This window comes from Rhodococcus sp. UFZ-B548, from assembly GCF_903819475.1.
Classification (GTDB): domain Bacteria; phylum Actinomycetota; class Actinomycetes; order Mycobacteriales; family Mycobacteriaceae; genus Rhodococcus_F; species Rhodococcus_F erythropolis.
In genome coordinates this window covers 13315-31412 of the sequence record NZ_CAIJDS010000061.1, presented here as the reverse complement: position 1 = coordinate 31412, position 18098 = coordinate 13315, and the positions used below count along the sequence as shown (strand labels likewise).

The 18098-nt window shown below is 62.0% G+C and carries 15 protein-coding genes; 11 read left to right on the top strand and 4 right to left on the bottom strand.

The genetic code is table 11. From position 1 onward, the window contains the following. Positions 1-38 precede the first annotated feature (38 nt). On the bottom strand, positions 39-1487 hold the full coding sequence (locus H7C86_RS32330) for a hypothetical protein (RefSeq protein WP_182263020.1): 1449 nt from the start codon (positions 1485-1487) through the stop codon (positions 39-41). 224 nt (positions 1488-1711) lie between these two features. Here H7C86_RS32330 and H7C86_RS32325 point away from each other — a divergent pair, with 224 nt between their 5' ends. The 3 genes from H7C86_RS32325 (at position 1712) to H7C86_RS32315 (ending at position 6899) form a co-directional block, all read left to right on the top strand. Beyond that, a complete protein-coding gene (locus H7C86_RS32325) occupies positions 1712-3958 on the top strand; it encodes an MMPL family transporter (RefSeq protein ID WP_182263019.1) in 2247 nt (748 codons plus the stop codon). 182 nt (positions 3959-4140) lie between these two features. Then, on the top strand, positions 4141-5538 hold the full coding sequence (locus H7C86_RS32320) for a hypothetical protein (RefSeq protein WP_182263018.1): 1398 nt from the start codon (positions 4141-4143) through the stop codon (positions 5536-5538). After that, complete coding sequence (locus tag H7C86_RS32315; protein WP_182263017.1) at positions 5535-6899, top strand: PQQ-binding-like beta-propeller repeat protein; 1365 nt, start codon at positions 5535-5537, stop codon at positions 6897-6899. The genes H7C86_RS32320 and H7C86_RS32315 overlap by 4 nt, the downstream gene beginning before the upstream one ends. Here the strand turns inward: H7C86_RS32315 and dctA are convergent. Beyond that, positions 6877-8283 carry a C4-dicarboxylate transporter DctA gene (gene dctA / locus H7C86_RS32310; RefSeq protein WP_182263016.1) on the bottom strand — a complete coding sequence of 469 codons (1407 nt, stop codon included), beginning with the start codon at positions 8281-8283 and terminating at the stop codon, positions 6877-6879. The genes H7C86_RS32315 and dctA overlap by 23 nt on opposite strands. Before the next feature lie 188 nt (positions 8284-8471). On the opposite strand from dctA, the gene H7C86_RS32305 reads away from it, so the two are divergent. After that, positions 8472-8732 carry a GlsB/YeaQ/YmgE family stress response membrane protein gene (locus H7C86_RS32305; protein WP_021334317.1) on the top strand — a complete coding sequence of 87 codons (261 nt, stop codon included), beginning with the start codon at positions 8472-8474 and terminating at the stop codon, positions 8730-8732. A gap of 156 nt (positions 8733-8888) precedes the next feature. On the opposite strand, the gene H7C86_RS32300 is transcribed toward H7C86_RS32305, so the two are convergent. Continuing rightward, on the bottom strand, positions 8889-9635 hold the full coding sequence (locus H7C86_RS32300; RefSeq protein ID WP_019744227.1) for a GTP pyrophosphokinase family protein: 747 nt from the start codon (positions 9633-9635) through the stop codon (positions 8889-8891). Positions 9636-9683: 48 nt separating this feature from the next. Beyond that, on the bottom strand, positions 9684-10283 hold the full coding sequence (locus tag H7C86_RS32295; RefSeq protein ID WP_003941968.1) for a TetR/AcrR family transcriptional regulator: 600 nt from the start codon (positions 10281-10283) through the stop codon (positions 9684-9686). 98 nt (positions 10284-10381) lie between these two features. On the opposite strand from H7C86_RS32295, the gene H7C86_RS32290 reads away from it, so the two are divergent. Genes H7C86_RS32290 through H7C86_RS32260 form a run of 7 tightly spaced genes read left to right on the top strand, consistent with a single transcriptional unit; the run spans position 10382 to position 17894 of the window. Then, a complete protein-coding gene (locus tag H7C86_RS32290) occupies positions 10382-11971 on the top strand; it encodes a carboxyl transferase domain-containing protein (RefSeq protein WP_021334316.1) in 1590 nt (529 codons plus the stop codon). Between the two features lie 5 nt (positions 11972-11976). Beyond that, the gene (locus H7C86_RS32285) at positions 11977-14016 is read left to right on the top strand and encodes an acetyl/propionyl/methylcrotonyl-CoA carboxylase subunit alpha (RefSeq protein WP_182263015.1); all 2040 of its coding nucleotides are present in this window, start codon (positions 11977-11979) and stop codon (positions 14014-14016) included. Continuing rightward, positions 14016-15179, top strand: a complete 1164-nt coding sequence (locus H7C86_RS32280) for an acyl-CoA dehydrogenase family protein (protein ID WP_007730190.1) — start codon at positions 14016-14018, stop codon at positions 15177-15179. The genes H7C86_RS32285 and H7C86_RS32280 overlap by 1 nt, the downstream gene beginning before the upstream one ends. Then, the gene (locus tag H7C86_RS32275; protein ID WP_003942078.1) at positions 15176-15664 is read left to right on the top strand and encodes a MaoC family dehydratase; all 489 of its coding nucleotides are present in this window, start codon (positions 15176-15178) and stop codon (positions 15662-15664) included. Before H7C86_RS32280 ends, H7C86_RS32275 begins: the two co-directional genes overlap by 4 nt. Further along, positions 15661-16488, top strand: coding sequence for a CoA ester lyase (locus H7C86_RS32270; protein WP_003942031.1), 828 nt, complete (start codon positions 15661-15663; stop codon positions 16486-16488). Before H7C86_RS32275 ends, H7C86_RS32270 begins: the two co-directional genes overlap by 4 nt. A 3-nt stretch (positions 16489-16491) precedes the next feature. Beyond that, entirely contained in the window at positions 16492-17247 is a 756-nt protein-coding gene (locus H7C86_RS32265; protein WP_007730192.1) for a CoA transferase subunit A, read from the top strand. A gap of 41 nt (positions 17248-17288) precedes the next feature. Beyond that, positions 17289-17894, top strand: a complete 606-nt coding sequence (locus H7C86_RS32260) for a 3-oxoacid CoA-transferase subunit B (RefSeq protein WP_182263024.1) — start codon at positions 17289-17291, stop codon at positions 17892-17894. Positions 17895-18098 lie beyond the last annotated feature (204 nt).

Genomic DNA, 18098 nt, shown 5'->3' with positions numbered 1-18098 from the left:
CTTTATTAACCGCGGGCGGTTAATAAAGGCGCACAGCACTATTTCTTGGCTTTCGACAAAATCTGCATCAACTGAAGTAGCGCCGAGAACTTCGCGAACACCGAGCGCGAGACCACCGGACCGAAAGCCGCGGTGTCGGTTGCGTCGAAGGCGTCGAGCAGATCGCGAAAACTTTCGACCTGTTTGACCATCGCGTCGAGATCGACGTGCGTGACTGTGTCGGCGTCGCGCAGAGCGAGCAGGTACTGCGGCGCCGTCACCAAGGCGACTGCCGGGATCTTCCGCTCGAACAGTGGTTCACCCTCGCCGAAATGAATGACTGGTCCTGGCGCCACGATTCGGCGATCGCCTGCCCCGATGTCGCGCCACAGCGGTGCAACGATGTCGTGTACTTCTCGGCTCGTCGCGTAGAGCAGTTCCGGTTCCGGAGTGGTCACCAACGCATAGCTGCCGGTCGAGGTGTCCTCGGTATCACCCAGCGCGCCGAGGTGTTCGATCGCGATCCCGGCTACTGCGCGCGCCTGACCGGCTTCGCCCTTCCACATCTCGGGGTGCGCTTCGAGCCAGGTGGAGGTTGCCTGTCCGTGCTTGGACACCGCTGGAATTCGCAGGTGGCCAGTCGTCAGCACAAAAACGTACGACCGTCGATGCGGCTGCGCGACGGCGTGCCGCGCCAAGGCCAACATTCCCAGATGCCCGTTCTCCTCGACGCCGTTGGTTCCGTCGCTGTGAGTGATGAGCAGAATCGTCTCTTCCGGTGATGTCCCCGGGGATACCGCCCACACCGTGTCGGTCCGGGTGTCCGGATGCAGAGTTGCATCCAGAACCAGAGTCGCCCGCTGACCGGAACGAGCTGCAGCGACAACCTTCTTGCCCTCGTCGCCGGCCACCCAGACGGCGGGGATGTCGTGGTACGGCTGCGTGAACGGAAGATATTGTCCCAGCGCGTTGTCCGGAGCGATGTCACGCCACACCGCGATCACGCCGAGCACTCCGGCCTTGCGGGCCTTGTCGAGTTTCGGGCCCAGAAGAGTTGCGGAGAGAACCGGATTTCGAAGAGTCTCGTCGGTGGCGATCGGACCCCACTCGCTGACCAGGAGCTTGCGGGGAAGATCGACGTGCGGGACCTCGATCACCGCGATCGCGCCCTTGGCCGCGGACCATTTGGGGCGTCGCGCGCTGACGAAGACCAGGGGAGCGGAGATTCCCTGTGGTCCGGTCAATCCCGAGTAGGGGAATGCGGACGAAACCTTGATCGGCCCCGTGGGCAATTCGATGCGAAGTCCGTCAGACGTTGCCGGTAGATCCCAGCGTTCGAAAGTGTGTGAATCACGCCGGACTTCGAGGCCCAGTTCGGTCAGTTCGTTCGCGACTTCCTCCACCACCGCGTGGTGTGAAGGTGATCCCGTCAATCGTGGCCCCCGCGCGTCGAGTCGCTGTTGGCCTGCAAGGAGGAGATCGCGATCGACGGCCTGGCCGTGATTCATGGGATTGCCTTTCGTACTACGCGACGTCTGCTCTGGTGAGGCGCCTGCCCGTGTCGTGTCCACGGTACCGAGCGGTCTGAAAAGGAGACGGAGAGCGCGCCGGATATGCCGTTTTCGCAGATATACCAGGTGCCAACGAGCCGGTCGGTCCGTACCGTATGACCTTGGCACCGAAAGACTCCGTGTTCTTCGGACAGACCAGTCCACGGCGAGAGAGGCCTACGTTGGCTACGTATCTTTACAGGTTGGGGAAGTTCGCTTTCCGCCACAAGTATCTTGTGGTGGCCGCGTGGATTATCGTGATCGCGGTGGTGGGGGGCGCTATCAGCGCCACAAATCCGACGTTCTCCAAAGAATTCAATCTTCCGGGCACCGATTCACAGCGTGCGACCGAGTTGATGAACGAGAACTTTGCAGCGGCAGCGGAGCAGCAAACTCAGGCGTCGACCAGCATTCTCATCGCGGCAGACGACGGGCTTGCCGCGCACAGCGATCAGATCGACCAGTTGATCGCACAGGCGAAGACGTTGCCGGACATCGTCGATCCCGAGAAGATCGTCAATCCGGTCACTCTCGCGGAGGCCAATCCGGCGGTAGCGTCCGCCGTTCTCGGCGACAACGGCAAGGTCGGGCTGATCCAGCTCAATCAGTCGATTCGCATCGAGGATCAGACGCAGGCGAACAAGACGGCGTTGCTCGATTTGATGGCAAAATTCCGCACTGGTGGCCTGCAAGTCGAAGGCACCGGTTCGATGATGCAGGTGCAGGCCGCGGGCGGACTGTCGGAGATGCTCGGCTTCGCGGTGGCGTTCATCGTGATGATCGTGGCGTTCGGCGCACTCATCGCGGCGTTCATCCCGTTGTTCACTGCAATTTTGGGAATTGCGCTGGCCACTCTGACGGTCACACTCGGCTCGGGCTTCTTCGACATCAACGAAGGTGTCACGGGAATCGTCACGATGATCGGCATCGCAGTCTCGATCGACTATGCGTTGTTCATCGTCTCGCGCTACCGCAGTGAGCTCAATCTGGGCGGAACCAGGGAAGCTGCTGCCGGACGCGCAGTAGGTACAGCCGGTTCGTCGGTCGTATTCGCGGGCCTGACAGTTGTGGTTGCGCTGGCAGCCCTGGCGGTGGTCGGGGTCCCGATGATCACGCAGATGGGAATCTCGGCAGCGGTTGCCGTCATCATCGCCGTGCTCGGCGCAATCACGTTGATCCCGGCAGTTCTGGGCATCTTCGGTCGGTTCGCGTTCTCGCCTCGTATTCCCGGGCTTCGCCACGGTGACGAGCCCGAGACGATGGAATCCAACGGACATCGCTGGGCCAAGATAGTCACCAAGTACCCGTGGCCGATCGCGGGTGCTGCTCTGGTCCTCCTGGTGATCGCGGCTATTCCGATGACGAAGCTCGAACTCGGACTCTCGTTCACTCAAGACGAAGAGCGACCGGCACTGGCCCTCCTGCAACGAGGATTCGGTGAAGGCGTCAACGGCGAATTGTTCGTCGTGCTCGACGCGCCCGACGGTACCGACATCACTGCGATTGCCGAAGGCACTGTCGCGCACATCAAGGGCCTCGACAACGTCGCAACGCCGGATCAGTTGATGTGGGTCGGAAACGGACCGGACGCGGCAAACCCGATGGCGGGCGCAAACTCTGCGCTCATCGCGGTCACCCCGCAGATGTCTCCGAGCGGCCCCGAAACCCACGAGCTGATGAATCAGATCCGGGACTACGGATCGACGGTGAAGTCGGAAGGCGCAGAACTCGGTGTAGCGGGTCAAACCGCGATCGTTGCAGACATGTCGTCGAAGCTCAGTTCCGCGCTCATCCCGTATCTCATCGTGGTTGTGGGGCTGGCGTTCATCATCATGATGGTCGTCTTCCGTTCGATCTTGGTGCCGCTGACCGCAACTCTCGGATTCCTGTTTTCCGTCTGTGCGACCTTCGGCGCCACGGTGGCCATTTTCCAGTTGGGCGACTTCGGGCTGATCGAGCACACACAACCCATCATCTCGTTCCTGCCGATCTTCATGATCGGTGTGGTCTTCGGGTTGGCGATGGACTATCAAGTGTTCCTCGTGACGCGAATGCGCGAGGAATACGTGCACGGATTGTCAGCCAAGGACGCCATCATCTCCGGCTACACCCATGGTGCTCGCGTGGTCGCGTCGGCGGCCATCATCATGATCTCCGTGTTCGGCGCATTCATGCTGTCCTCGGAGACGACAAGCAAGATGATGGGCTTCGGCCTCGCGGCGGCAGTCTTCTTCGACGCCTTCATCATCCGCATGATCGTGATACCTGCGGTCATGTCGATTCTCGGTGATTCGGCGTGGAAGTTGCCGGCGTGGCTCGACAAGATCCTGCCGAACGTCGACATCGAGGGTGAAGCGATTCGACGGATTCCGATCGAGCAGGATCCGGATTCCGATCCAGACCCGAATCAGGTGCCTGTGAGGGTGTAAGCACTCAGGCAGTCAGAACGGGGTGCCGGTTGCACAGCAACTGGCACCCGTTCTTCTGTGTTCATACGGAGCCCGCGCGATAGGAAACCATCCGGTTGGTAACAGAAATTGCTGTGATCGCGACAGGAATTCCAGAGGCGACGCGCATCGGGGGCGAGCCGTGACGGTGACTGCGAGGGTACGTGTCGAAGGAGCAAACCGATTCGAATCGGGTGGAGAAGTGGACCTTCGCGCTGACGGTCGTCTCCCTGATCGCCGGCGGGACAGTGGTTGCCGGGCTGGTGGATCGGTGGAGCAGTTCGCCGTCCGATGACATCTCGGTAACTGCGACTTCGTCGATCAGCATGACGTCCACACCGGACGAGATTCCGGCGGAAGACGTGCCTGAATTCTCGTACGTCACGCCGAGCGCGGTGTACCCGACAACGATTCCGGGTTGTGAAAGCGTCGAAGCGCCGGACGACGAACACGGAATCTCGATCTTCACATCGACAGGCGGCGACGAGGCGTACGACGACCCACGTTTTCCGTGGTTTTCCGGCGCCAAGGCTGTATCGATGTCGGATTCGGTCGCCGATGCGATTCCGGACGGCGTCGAGATCAAGTTCGCCAGTCCGCGCCGATCACTCCAGTTCGGTCCGATCTCGGCACCGTCGACCTCGGACGAGTTGCCCGAGGGATGGACGATCGAGGATCTGGCGTCCACTGATGCGTCGGCGACAATACTTCGAGGCGAGGCCAGTGGTGGACTGTCGGTCTCGGTCAACAGCAGTAAGGCGCCGGTTCCTCCGTGCGTCGCCGGTTCTCTCGTCGAACGTCGCTCACTCGCGGATGGTTCAGTTGTGGACGTGCAGGACTCGTGGAGTGAAATCAACGGACAACGCACTCTTTCTCGTTCGGCGTTCCTTTACGGCATCGATGGCACACGAGTTCACGCCTATCTCGATGACACTGGCGATCGAGTCGGCGCCGAGGTTCAGGCAAGCGGCGCGCTTCCACTGACCATCGACGAACTGGTGTCCTTGGTCAGCCTGCCGCAACTGCGAATTACGACGCCTGCTCCGCCGGGGGCTGCCCCGCTTGAGACTGATTGTGGCGGTTGGACGGACGAGTCATCTGGGCGGAAACTGGATCGAGGAATCGTCGAGGCGCTCGGTCAAGCGCTCCGATCGGGTTGGCGCGCAGCACCGCCAGAAGCGCCTGACCTCGGCAGCCAGCTGGGTGATCTGGTTCTGGCCGAATACGACGACACCACCACGTGCCAGGATCTTGTTGCACGGTCGGGAAGTAACGAGTCGCGTCTGAGTATCTCGATCACCAGCGGACAACCGCTTCCCACACCTCCGAACAAGTACGACCCTTCGTACGACGGACACCCGCTCTCGATGGTGACCGCCGAGGACGGGTCCGTGATCGAACGTGATGAGAGTCGCGGGGAGAAGGTCCACAGATCGGTAGTCGTTACCCGTCCCGGTGGGACGCGAGTAACGGTGAGCTCTTCGGCAGAGGCACCGAACGTGCCGATGACGTTCGAGCAGTTGGAGTTTCTCGCGACGACCGAAGGCTTGGAGATTCGATGACCACCAGATTCTCCCCGAAATCGCGCCTTCGGATCGCGGCCGCCGCAGCCGTAGTCACCGTCACTGCCGCCATCGCCACGGTGGTCACGTCGACGAGTTCCGAACCGACAGCGATCTCGTCGCCGCTATGGAGCGTCGAGGCCTCCGAGATTCTCGGGCGCGAGTTCGCGATATTTCGGAGCCCGCTTGTTGGAACCGAATTCAACATGGACATGGGCGGATTCATCGACGCCGGATCACTCGTGGTCACGATGGTCGGCATGCCGGATCGTCAGGCGTATTCGTTGGACGACGCAGAATTGGTCGGATTGGACGCCGAAGATGGCACAGTTCGTTGGCGCACGTCGGCGGTCGACATCGGTGGTTGCTCCGAGACTCTGCTCGGCAGTTCGGTGCTGTGTTTCTCCGGGCCGTACGTTTCCGGTGGTTCGTACTCACTTTTCGATATCGAGACAGGAGAGCGTCGAGACATCAAGACTCCGTGGGCACCGATCATCGCGGTTGTCTCGGGTGACACGGTCTTCGCGCTCGAGGGTGATATCGAGAGCAACGACGTTCGCGTGCACAGCGGAACCGTCGACGATCCGGAAGCGAACTGGTCCAAAGCGTTCGACGTCGGTGGATCGTGGGAAGCCGGATACGTCGATCCAGTGATGTCGGTGCACGGCGATCTGGGTGTGATCGCTCTCGACGAGTCTCTGGGATTCGATCTGAAGACGGGCGAACAGCGGTGGGTACACGGTTACTCCACCTGTTCGACTGCGCATACATCGTCGGACGGCGTGACATTGGTGTCGGATGGCGGTTGCGAAGGCAATGGCCGTCCGACAAGTGAGTACGCGCTCGATCAGAACGGGCGCGAGTTCGCCAGGACGGACGAACTGCCCTCGGAGTCCTCGTACTACGGCGGGCGATACAGCCGAGATGATCCCGCGGGAAGATCGACTCCGATCATTCTGGGACACAGCGGTTTCGACCGGACTTCCGGCGAGAAATTGTGGTCCAACAGTGAACTCTTCGACACCGCACAGTCGTTGGCGGTGATCGGCAACGTGGTTGCCGTGACACGTTCCGGTTCCGAACCCGAGGTCCAGTTCGTGGACCTCTTCACCGGTGAGGTCCTGTGGCGATCGAACGCCGAGCGCGCCGGGGCGGTTGTCTGGCACGGCGATGTCGTTATCGACGAGGGAAACGTCTACGGAACGGATGTCCGTACAGGCCAACGTAGTTGGGAGGTTCGAGTGGATCAGGACGGGGACGACGAGTTCACCCCCTGGGCGATGCCGCGGGAGCTGTGGGCGGGGGACAAAGTGCTGTTGCGTTCCAGTGAAGACCGCATCACGGCGTTGAAACTGTCTTGAGTGCTTCGGCCTCCGGTGCCGGAACAGTTTTCCCGGTGATCGGATCGACTTCCTCGAGCGGTGGAACGTCTTCTCCGTCGAGCACTCGGCGCATGCGCTCCTTGTCGAGCTGCCCCTCCCAATTTGCGACCACGAAGGTAGCGACACAGTTCCCAAGCAGGTTCACCGAGACTCGCATCGAGTCCATGATTCGATCGGCGCCCAGCAGGAGGGCGACTGCGGCAACTGGAATTGCGCCGTGACCGATTGCGGCCACGGTGGCGGACAGTGCCAGGAATGACGATCCCGGCACGCCGGCCATTCCCTTGGACGTGAGCATCAGTACCAGGACGGCAGTGATCTGTTCACCGAGTGTCAGGTCCACGCCGAGTGCCTGAGCCAGAAACAGCATGCAGATCGACAGGTACAGCGTGGCGCCGTCGAGATTGAACGAGTAGCCGGTAGGCACCACCAATCCTGTTGTAGTGCGCGAGCATCCGGCGTTGGTGAGCTTGACCATGATTCGGGGCAGAACTACTTCGGTCGACGCCGTTCCCAACGCGAGGAAGAGTTCGTCCTTGATGTACTTGACGAACTTCCACAGGTTCACGCCCGCGAAGTACCTGACTATCGCGGCCAGGATGAGGATGAACAGGACGGCGGCGAGATAGCATGCGGCGATCAGCTTTCCGTAACTTCCGAGCGAAGCGATCCCGTACTGGCCGACGATGTACGCCATCGCGCCCAAAGCGCCCAACGGCGCCAGTCTCATGATCCAGCCGATGATTGTGAAGAACAGATGGCTCAGACGATCGACGAGTTCGAACACGATTGGTGGTCCACTCTCACCTGCCTTGGCCAAGGCGAGCCCGAACAGTACGGCGAAGAAGAGGACTTGGAGGAGTGCGTTCTCGGCGAAGGCCGAAACTATCGACACCGGAATGATATTGAGCAGGAATTCGACGGTGTGGGGAAGCTCGCCGCTTCCAGTCTTGGCGGCCACGGCGTCCGCACCGTTCGCCAGCGTCTCCGGATCGATGTCGAATCCCGCACCCGGCTTCATCAGATTTCCGATGAGCAGCCCGAACAACAGGGCGAAGGTGGTCACCACCTCGAAGTAGATGAGTGCTTTGACGCCGATACGCCCCACGGCCTTCAGATCCCCGACGTGAGCTATCCCGATCACGACGGTGCAGAAGATGATCGGTGCGATCAGCATTTTGATCAGCTTGATGAAGCCGTCGGCGAGGGGCTTGAGATTCGCGCCGAATTCCGGCCACAACCAGCCGATGAGAACACCGATGACGATAGCGGCGATCAATTGCACGAACAGTGATCGGTACCAGGGCGGCTTGTTGGCGAGTCGCGCGAGCTCGCTGTTCGGCAGTTTTACGGAAGTTGACATGGATGGGAACGGTAGGTCTGCTTGATTGCGAAAAAATAACTCGCGAATGTCGTGGATGTAACGCGTCGAGGTTGCATCTCGGACAACAATTCGGTCAACAAGCGACAGTTGTGTGTGACTGTGGTTATTGTTTCCCTGAGCGGTGATCTTCCGTCCGCGTGCATGCACGACGTGTGAGAGGGGCTGTCATGGGGCAAATTATCGGAACCATCATTTTCGGCGCAGTCATCGGAATCCTGGCTCGTCTCGTACTGCCAGGTAAGCAGCAGTACGGCATGATCATCACCGTCGTCCTGGGTGTCGCCGGAGCGCTTATCGGGTACTGGGTCTGGGGAGCGATCTCGGACAAGGGCGACACGGGTGGAATCGACTGGATCCGCTGGATCATCAGCATCGCCGCGGCGGCCGTGCTCTCGATCGGCTACAGCGCCGTCACTGGCAAGAAATAGCAAGCCAACGCAATTCGCGAAGTGCGCCCTCCCGAAGTTCGGGAGGGCGCACTTTTGGCTTGCCCTAGTTGTCCGACCCCGGTTGTGAGCGAACGGCACTCTCGTCGCCTCAGATGCGCCGAAAGGCGCGTTCGCTCAGGGGGAGGGGGACCGAATTCAGAGCGCCCGTCGCTGAAGATGCAGCGCCTCGAGGAACTGCGCCGGCAGATCCTGCTCGAGGATTTCGTCATCGGGATGCGGTAGCGCTTTGATTTTCGCGAACTCGTCGTTGAGGCGCTCCATCTTGACGTCGAGGCGGTGTGCCGCGGCAGCAGCCTCGGTGAGTTCGTCGAGAAGCTCGACGGGAACCTCGCGGTTGTACTTGTAATAGATCTTGTGCTCGAGGCTCGCCCAGAAATCCATCGCGATGGTGCGGATCTGAAGTTCGATCGGTACGTGCCTGACGCGGTCGCTCATGAAAACCGGGACCTCGACGATCAGGTGCAAGCTCTTGTAGCCGTTGGGTTTCGGATCGGCGATGTAGTCCTCGCGCTCGATCACCCGAAGGTCCGTCTGGCTGGTGAGCATCTCGGCGATCCGGTACGTGTCGGAAATGAAGCTGCAGGTGATGCGCACGCCGGCGATGTCGAAGATGTTCTTCGAGATGTCGTCGATCGTGAGCGGGATGTTCAGGCGTTGAGCCTTACGCAGGATGCTGTCCGGCGACTTGACCCGTGACGTCACGTGTTCGATGGGGCTGTACTGATTGATGTGAGTGAACTCGTCCTTGAGAATGTTCACCTTGGTCATCAGTTCGGAGATTCCGAATTGGTACAACATCATGAAGCGGGAGAACTCGGTCCGCAGTTCGGCGAAATCGGCTCTGCTGACCCCACTGCTGTCCTCCACGTTCGGCACCCTCATCTGTTAGCTGGTGTAACCAGTCTGCCACCGATTGTGCCGTGTCCGGTTTCAGTGGGTGCGCAGTGCGGCGAGCGTCATATCCCGCAGGACGCGACGTGCGCGTGCCGGCGAAGCTGGGTTGGCGCTGTGAGGGGTCGAGTTGATCAGACCGAAAGTGGCATGCGCTTTGATGCGGGCATCCGCCTGGTCGAGCTGGGGATCGAGTTGCTCGAGGACTCCGACCCACACCTCGACGTACTTGCGCTGCGTTTGGCGCACCTGTCGACGCGCGTCGGCCGGCAGGCTTTCGAGGTCGCGGTCCTGGATGCGGATCAGGTCCGGCTCGCCGAGCGCGAAGTCGAGGTGGAACTCCACCAGTGCGTCGAGAGCGGCGCTCGGTGAGTCCGCTGCCTCCGCTGCCGCAGAACCGCCTTCGTGGAGGCGCGTGCTGATGCCGACGAGAAGTTCCACGAGGACGGCATCCTTGTTGGGGAAATGCCGGTACACGGCCGGGCCGCTGATACCGACGGCCGCGCCGAGGTCTTCGAGTCGCACACTCACGAATCCGCGTTCGGCGATCAACCGTGCGGCGGCATCCAAGAGCTGACGACGACGGTCGGCCTTCATCTGATCGCGTCGCGTCGGAGCTGCTACCTGCTCAGAGGTCATTCTCTCGATCTTTCTTCGCTTGTGTTCTGGACAACTCAGTTAATCATAGTTAATCTAGTTTCAGTTATCGAGCATTAACTCATGGCGAAGGCGGCGGGATGACTCCCAGTGGAATCACGCAAGGATCGGGCTACCGGTCCGATCACACCGTTCTGGTGGACGAACTGAAGAAGAAACTGGCGCAAGCAGCGCTGGGTGGCAACGAGCGCTCTCGCGAGCGCCACGTGAGCAGAGGGAAACTGCTGCCGCGAGATCGCGTCGACTCGCTGCTCGACCAGGGCAGCCCGTTCCTCGAGTTGTCGCCGCTGGCGGCCAACGGCCTGTACGACGACGAGTGCCCCGGCGCCGGCGTCATCACCGGTATCGGCCGTGTGTCGGGCCGGGAGTGCGTCATCGTTGCCAATGACGCAACGGTCAAGGGCGGCACGTACTACCCGATGACGGTGAAGAAGCACCTGCGCGCGCAGGAAGTTGCGCTGCAGAACAACCTTCCATGCATCTACCTCGTCGACTCCGGCGGCGCCTTCCTGCCGCGCCAGGACGAGGTCTTCCCGGACCGTGAGCACTTCGGCCGGATCTTCTACAACCAGGCGACCATGAGTGCCAAGGGGATTCCCCAGATCGCCGCAGTTCTCGGTTCGTGCACCGCGGGCGGCGCCTACGTGCCCGCGATGAGCGACGAAGCAGTGATCGTCCGCAACCAGGGCACCATCTTCCTCGGCGGCCCGCCGCTGGTGAAGGCAGCCACCGGTGAGATCGTGACGGCGGAAGAGCTCGGCGGCGGCGACCTGCACTCCAAGGTTTCCGGCGTCACCGACCACCTGGCCGAGGACGACCGCGACGCACTTCGTATCGTGCGCAACATCATTGCCACGCTCGGCCCCCGCTCCGAGCGCCCGTGGGACGTCATCTCCACGGTTCCGCCTGTCGCAGATCAAAGCGAACTCTACGACGTCGTCCCGACCGATCCTCGTACTCCGTACGACGTGCACGAGGTGATCACCAAGCTCGTCGACGGTGGCGCGTTCCAGGAGTTCAAGGCTGAATACGGCAAGACGCTCGTCACCGGTTTCGCGCACATCGAGGGCCACCCGGTCGGCATCATCGCCAACAACGGCGTTCTCTTCGGCGAATCCGCCATGAAGGGAGCACATTTCATCGAACTGTGCGACAAGCGCAGTGTGCCGCTGCTGTTCCTGCAGAACATCGCGGGCTTCATGGTGGGACGCGACTACGAGGCCGGCGGCATCGCCAAGCACGGCGCCAAGATGGTCACGGCAGTTGCGTGTGCACGGGTCCCCAAGCTGACGGTTGTCATCGGCGGCTCGTACGGCGCCGGCAACTACTCCATGTGTGGACGCGCGTATTCGCCTCGCTTCCTGTGGATGTGGCCGAACGCGCGCATCTCGGTCATGGGCGGCGAGCAGGCAGCTTCGGTGCTCTCGACGGTTCGTAGCGAGCAGCTCGACAGCGCGGGCAATCCATGGTCGGCCGAGGATGAAGAGTCGTTCAAGGCGCCGATCCGTGAGCAGTACGAGGCTCAGGGCAATCCGTACTACTCCACTGCGCGGCTGTGGGATGACGGTGTCATCGATCCCGCAGATACCAGAACTGTTCTCGGCCTGGCCCTTTCGGTGTGCGCAAACGCACCGATCGAGCCGGTCTCCTACGGCGTCTTCCGGATGTGAGCGAAATGACTGAGTTGCGCACTATCGATACTGTTCTCGTGGCCAACCGCGGTGAGATCGCGGTTCGCGTGATCCGCACGTTGCGTGAATTGGGAATTCGCAGCGTCGCCGTCTACAGCGACGCCGATGCGAATGCTCGCCACGTCCGCGAGGCCGACACTGCCGTCAACATCGGACCGGCCGCGGCGCGTGAAAGCTACCTCGTCATCGACAAGGTGATCGACGCTGCCAAGTCCACCGGTGCTCAGGGTATTCACCCCGGTTACGGCTTCCTGTCGGAGAACTCGGCGTTCTCGGCTGCTTGCGCGGCCGCCGGAATCGCCTTCCTCGGCCCCTCCGAGCGGGCTATCGAGGTGATGGGCGACAAGATCACCGCGAAGAACGCGGTTGCCGCGTTCGACGTGCCGGTGGTCCCGGGTATCGCTCGTCCGAACCTGACCGACGAAGAACTGATCGCAGCAGCCGAGGACATCGGCTACCCGGTGTTGGTCAAGCCTTCGGCCGGCGGCGGTGGCAAGGGAATGCGTCTGGTCGAGGATCCGGCCAATCTGGCCGAGGCTCTTCGCAGTGCCCGCCGTGAGGCCGCGTCGTCGTTCGGCGACGACACCCTGTTCCTCGAGCGATTCGTCCTGCGGCCCCGGCACATCGAGGTCCAGGTTCTCGCCGACCAGCACGGCAACGTCGTTCACCTCGGTGAGCGCGAATGCAGCCTGCAGCGGCGTCACCAGAAGGTCATCGAAGAGGCTCCGTCGCCGCTGCTCGATCAGGTGACCCGTGACCGGATCGGCGCGGCAGCGTGCAACACCGCTCGAAGCGTCGATTACACCGGCGCCGGCACCGTGGAGTTCATCGTCTCCGCCGACAAGCCGGACGAGTTCTTCTTCATGGAGATGAACACCCGCCTGCAGGTCGAGCATCCCGTCACCGAAATGGTGACCGGACTGGATCTGGTCGAATGGCAGGTCCGTGTGGCAGCGGGAGAGAAGTTGGCCTTCTCCCAGAGCGACATCACGCTGACCGGGCACGCCATCGAAGCTCGTGTGTACGCGGAGGATCCGGGCCGTGGATTCCTGCCGACCGGCGGCCGCGTCGTCGATCTGGTCGAGCCGTCAGGTTCCGGCGTGCGCGTCGATTCCGGACTGCTCGCAGGCACCGTCGTCGGCAGTGACTACGACCCGATGCTCAGCAAAGTCATCGCCCATGCTCCCGACCGCGCAGGCGCACTGCGCAAACTCGATCGCGCACTCGGTGACACCGCAGTGCTCGGAGTCGTGACCAACATCGAGTTCGCACGATTCCTCCTCGCTGATCCGGATGTGATCGCGGGCAACCTCGACACCGGTCTGCTCGATCGTCGCGTCGAAGACTTTGTCGCAGCCGACGCCTCCGACGAGGTTCTCATTGCTGCCGCGGCGTATCGCTGGCTCTCGCGATGGACAACTTCGGAATCCGTTGATCCCTGGGACGTCCCGAGTGGGTGGCGCGTCGGAACTCCCGCTCCGACCAGCATCAGGCTCGCCGCCGGCACCCGAACGTCGCACGTTGCGATCGTCGGCGTTCCCGCGGATGCAAAGGTCGAGGTCGAAGGTTCACAGTCGCGCGCATTCAGCGCGACCCTGACGGGATCCGAACTGGCGGTAGTCATCGACGGACGCCGACGCACGTTTGTCGTCGCCGAGACCGATGGTGGTCTGTGGCTGGCAGGCGGCGGAACCTGGCACGTGCGCGAGGTTGCCGAAGTCAGCGTTCGCGGTGAGGACAAGCACGCCGGTGACGCCGAAATCGCCAGCCCCATGCCCGGTGCCGTCATCGCAGTCAACGTCGAGAACGGCGCGGCAGTGAGCGCGGGACAACCACTCGTCGTGGTCGAGGCCATGAAGATGGAGCACTCCTTGACATCCCCGATCGACGGGATCGTGGAAGTGCTTGTCCGTCAGGGCGATCAGGTGATGGTGGATCAGGTTCTGGCCCGCGTGGTACCTGTCACGGACGAAGAGACTGCAGAAGTAAAGACCGAGAACACGACGCAGAAGGAAGACGCCTGATGTCCGATTACCTTGCCACCGGAGCGCTTCCGGACGAATACCAGCAGCTCGCCAAGACGGTTGCGGACTTCGCGAAGACCGTAGTGGCACCGGTTGCTGCCGAGCACGACGCCAACCACACCTTCCCGTACGAGGTAGTGGCCGGGATGGCCGACATGGGACTGTTCGGCCTGCCGTTTCCCGAGGAGTATGGCGGAATGGGCGGCGACTACTTCGCACTCTGCCTGGCGCTCGAAGAGCTGGGCAAGGTCGACCAGAGCGTCGCGATCACTCTCGAAGCTGGTGTGTCCCTTGGGGCCATGCCGATCTACCGTTTCGGTAACGAGGCACAGAAGCAGGAGTGGCTTCCGCAGCTCACCAGCGGCAAGTCGTTGGCTGCCTTCGGCCTGACCGAACCCGGTGCGGGTAGCGACGCCGGCGGAACCAAGACCACCGCGAAGTTCGACAGCGGTGAGTGGATCATCAACGGCAACAAGCAGTTCATCACCAACTCGGGCACCGACATCACCAAGCTCGTGACGGTCACCGCGGTCACGGGTGTCAAGGACGGCGGCAAGAAGGAGATCTCGACGATCCTCGTGCCGACCACGACGCCCGGCTTCACGGCCGAACCGGCGTACAACAAAGTCGGTTGGAACGCATCCGACACCCATCCGCTCACGTTCGCCGATGTTCGTGTCCCCGAAGAGAATCTGCTCGGTGAGCGCGGCCGCGGCTACGCAAACTTCCTGCGCATCCTCGACGAAGGCCGCATCGCGATTTCCGCGTTGAGCGTCGGTGCCGCCCAGGGCTGTGTCGACGAGTCGATCAAGTACGCCAAGGAACGCGAGGCGTTCGGTCGCCCCATCGGACACAACCAGGCCATCGCGTTCAAGATCGCGCGTATGGAGGCTCGTGCCCACGTCGCACGTACCGCGTACTACGACGCGGCCGCACTCATGTTGTCGGGCAAGCCGTTCAAGAAGCAGGCGTCCATCGCCAAGCTCATCTCCTCCGAAGCTGCCATGGACAATGCCCGCGACGCCACCCAGATCCACGGCGGATACGGCTTCATGAACGAGTACGCCGTCGCGCGCCACTACCGTGACAGCAAGATCCTCGAAATCGGTGAGGGAACCACCGAGGTGCAGTTGATGCTCATCGCCCGTGAGGCAGGGTTGTGACGAACCCCAAGAAGATCACTCAGCGCGGGCTCTGGTTCGAGGAGTTCGAGGTCGGCGCGATCTACGAGCATCGCCCAGGCCGGACCGTGACCGAGGCTGACAACGTCCTGTTCACGACTTTGACGATGAACACGCAGGCGTTGCATCTCGATGCCGCGTACAGCGAGGACACTCAATTCGGTGTGCGGCTGGTCAATTCGATGTTCACCCTGTCGACCATCGTCGGCCTGTCCGTCGCGCAGTTGACGCAGGGCACCATCGTGGCGAACCTCGGTTTCTCCGAGATCAGCTTCCCGAAGCCGCTCTTTCACGGCGACACCTTGTATGCCGAGACGCTCATCGCGGACAAGCGCGAGTCGAAGAGCCGTCCAGGTGAAGGCATCGTGACGCTCGTGCACACCGGGCGTAACCAGCACGGTGACGTCGTCGCACTGGCCACGCGCAAGACACTGGTGCAACTGCGTCCGGCAGAGGTGTCCTCATGACATGGACACCGCCGGGGCCGGCGTGGTTGTTCTGCCCGGCGGATCGTCCCGAGCGCTATGCGAAGGCCGCGGCTGTTGCCGACGTCGTGATCCTCGATCTCGAAGACGGTGTGGCTCCGGCCGACAAGGAAGCCGCACGTGCAGCCCTGATCGACACGCCTCTCGATCCGGAGCGGACGGTCGTGCGCGTCAATCCGGTCGGTACACCTGATCACGAACTCGATCTGATCGCGCTGGACGGCACACACTATTCGCGTCTCATGCTGTCCAAGTGCGAATCGGCCGAGGACGTCCTCTCGCTCGCACCGGCGGACGTGGTTGCACTCGTCGAGTCCCCGCGAGGAGCCCTCGCCGTGGCCGACATCGCGCTTGCTGCGAACGCCATCGGTGTCATGTGGGGAGCCGAGGATCTTGTGGCCGGTCTCGGCGGTAATTCGAGCAGGCACCCGAACGGTTCGTACCGCGACGTTGCCAAGCACGTCCGATCGACGTCTCTCCTGGCTGCGAAGAGCTACGGCCGGTTGGCTGTCGATTCCGTTTATCTCGATATCAAGGACCTCGTAGGCCTGGGCGTCGAGTCCGCTGATGCTGTCGCAGTCGGCTTCGACGTGAAGGTTGCGATCCACCCGAGTCAGGTCGAGGTCATCCGTGGTGCCTTCGCACCTTCTGAAAAAGAGATCGACTGGGCCACACGAGTGCTTGCCGCGGTGTCTACTGAACGTGGTGTGTTCGCGTTCGAGGGCAAGATGGTCGACGCTCCCGTTCTTCGTCACGCCGAGAAGCTTCTTCACCGAGCCGGAATCTTTCAGCAGAAGGAGAACTAACGGATGAGCAAAGTCGTGAATACGGCAGCTGAGGCAGTTGCCGACATCGCGAGCGGATCCAGGCTCGCAGTGGGCGGCTTCGGGCTGTGCGGTATTCCCGACGCACTGATCGCGGCGATCGCCGACGGCGACGCCACCGATCTCGAGGTGTTCTCCAACAACTGCGGTGTCGACGACTACGGTCTCGGCATTCTGCTCGGCGCGCACCGGATCGCGAGGGTGACGGCGTCGTACGTGGGGGAGAACAAGGAGTTCGCGCGCCAGTATCTCGCCGGTGAGCTCGAAGTGGAGTTGACGCCGCAGGGGACGCTGGCCGAGCGGCTGCGAGCTGGCGGTACCGGCATCCCGGCGTTCTACACTCCGGCCGGCGTCGGCACACCGATCGCCGAGGGCGGCTTGCCGTGGCGATACAACCCGGACGGTTCGATCGCCGTGGCGTCGCCACCGAAGGCGACGGCAGTGTTCGGTGGCCGCACGTATGTATTGGAAGAGGCGATCACCGCTGACTTCGCGCTCGTGCACGCGGACTACGGCGACACCGAAGGAAATCTCGTCTTCAACAAGACGGCGATGAACTTCAACCCGCTTGCTGCCATGGCCGGCCGGATCACCATCGCGCAGGTGGAGAACCTCGTCGAGCCGGGCGACATCGACCCCGCACACGTGCACCTACCTGGTGTGTTCGTCGCGCGGGTCGTGCACACAGGCCCACAGGAGAAGCGGATCGAGAAGCGGACCGTCTCAGGGGGTACCAAGTGAGCAGCGCAGAGGAAACTCGTATCGGTTGGACCCGCCACGAGATGGCCGCTCGCGCTGCTGCCGAGATGCGGCCGGGTGAGTACGTCAACCTCGGTATCGGCCTGCCGACGCTGATCCCCAGTTACTTGCCCGAGGGTGTCAAGGTGGTCCTGCACAGCGAGAACGGCATCCTCGGTACCGGACCGTATCCGACCGATGATCAGGTCGATGCCGACCTCATCAATGCAGGTAAAGAAACCGTCACTGTCAATCCTGGTGCCGCGTTCTTCGACTCGGCCCTCTCGTTCGGGATGATCCGCGGCGGCCACATCGACACCGCGGTGCTCGGCGGGATGCAGGTGTCGAAGACGGGTGACCTCGCCAACTGGATGGTCCCCGGCAAGATGGTCAAGGGCATGGGCGGGGCGATGGACCTGGTCCACGGTGCCCGCCGCGTCATCGTCGTGATGGAGCACACCGATCGCGACGGAAACCCCAAGATCGTCGAGGCGTGCACCCTGCCGCTTACCGGGCAGGGCGTCGTCCACCGGATCATCACCGACCTGGCAGTGCTGGACGTCACCGCGGAGGGGCTGGAGCTTGTGGAGTTGGCTCCGGGTGTCAGTCGCGAACACCTGCAGAGTGTGACGGGTGTAACCGTGTCTTGAGAGCCGCGAAGTCCTCGGACTCGAAACGCGCCGATCAATGATCGGCGCGTTTTCGCGTCTGGATGTCGGAGGTCAGAGCTACCCTGTGGTGAAGTGGACAATTCCGGCAATTGTTTCGACCTTCTTGTCTCGACCTGTGGGGATGGGAGTCCGAATGGAGCGGGTAGATTGTTCAAGTCGGCGCAATCGAGAATCGGCGACTTT

What these genes read in the sequence shown, in the direction of transcription:
- H7C86_RS32330 (WP_182263020.1), bottom strand. Translation starts at nt 1,487, where the DNA reads ATGAATCACGGCCAGGCCGTCGATCGCGATCTCCTCCTTGCAGGCCAA.
- H7C86_RS32315 (WP_182263017.1), top strand. Translation starts at nt 5,535, where the DNA reads ATGACCACCAGATTCTCCCCGAAATCGCGCCTTCGGATCGCGGCCGCC.
- dctA (WP_182263016.1), bottom strand. Translation starts at nt 8,283, where the DNA reads ATGTCAACTTCCGTAAAACTGCCGAACAGCGAGCTCGCGCGACTCGCC.
- H7C86_RS32305 (WP_021334317.1), top strand. Translation starts at nt 8,472, where the DNA reads ATGGGGCAAATTATCGGAACCATCATTTTCGGCGCAGTCATCGGAATC.
- H7C86_RS32300 (WP_019744227.1), bottom strand. Translation starts at nt 9,635, where the DNA reads ATGAGGGTGCCGAACGTGGAGGACAGCAGTGGGGTCAGCAGAGCCGAT.
- H7C86_RS32295 (WP_003941968.1), bottom strand. Translation starts at nt 10,283, where the DNA reads ATGACCTCTGAGCAGGTAGCAGCTCCGACGCGACGCGATCAGATGAAG.
- H7C86_RS32290 (WP_021334316.1), top strand. Translation starts at nt 10,382, where the DNA reads ATGACTCCCAGTGGAATCACGCAAGGATCGGGCTACCGGTCCGATCAC.
- H7C86_RS32285 (WP_182263015.1), top strand. Translation starts at nt 11,977, where the DNA reads ATGACTGAGTTGCGCACTATCGATACTGTTCTCGTGGCCAACCGCGGT.
- H7C86_RS32280 (WP_007730190.1), top strand. Translation starts at nt 14,016, where the DNA reads ATGTCCGATTACCTTGCCACCGGAGCGCTTCCGGACGAATACCAGCAG.
- H7C86_RS32270 (WP_003942031.1), top strand. Translation starts at nt 15,661, where the DNA reads ATGACATGGACACCGCCGGGGCCGGCGTGGTTGTTCTGCCCGGCGGAT.
- H7C86_RS32265 (WP_007730192.1), top strand. Translation starts at nt 16,492, where the DNA reads ATGAGCAAAGTCGTGAATACGGCAGCTGAGGCAGTTGCCGACATCGCG.
- H7C86_RS32260 (WP_182263024.1), top strand. Translation starts at nt 17,289, where the DNA reads ATGGCCGCTCGCGCTGCTGCCGAGATGCGGCCGGGTGAGTACGTCAAC.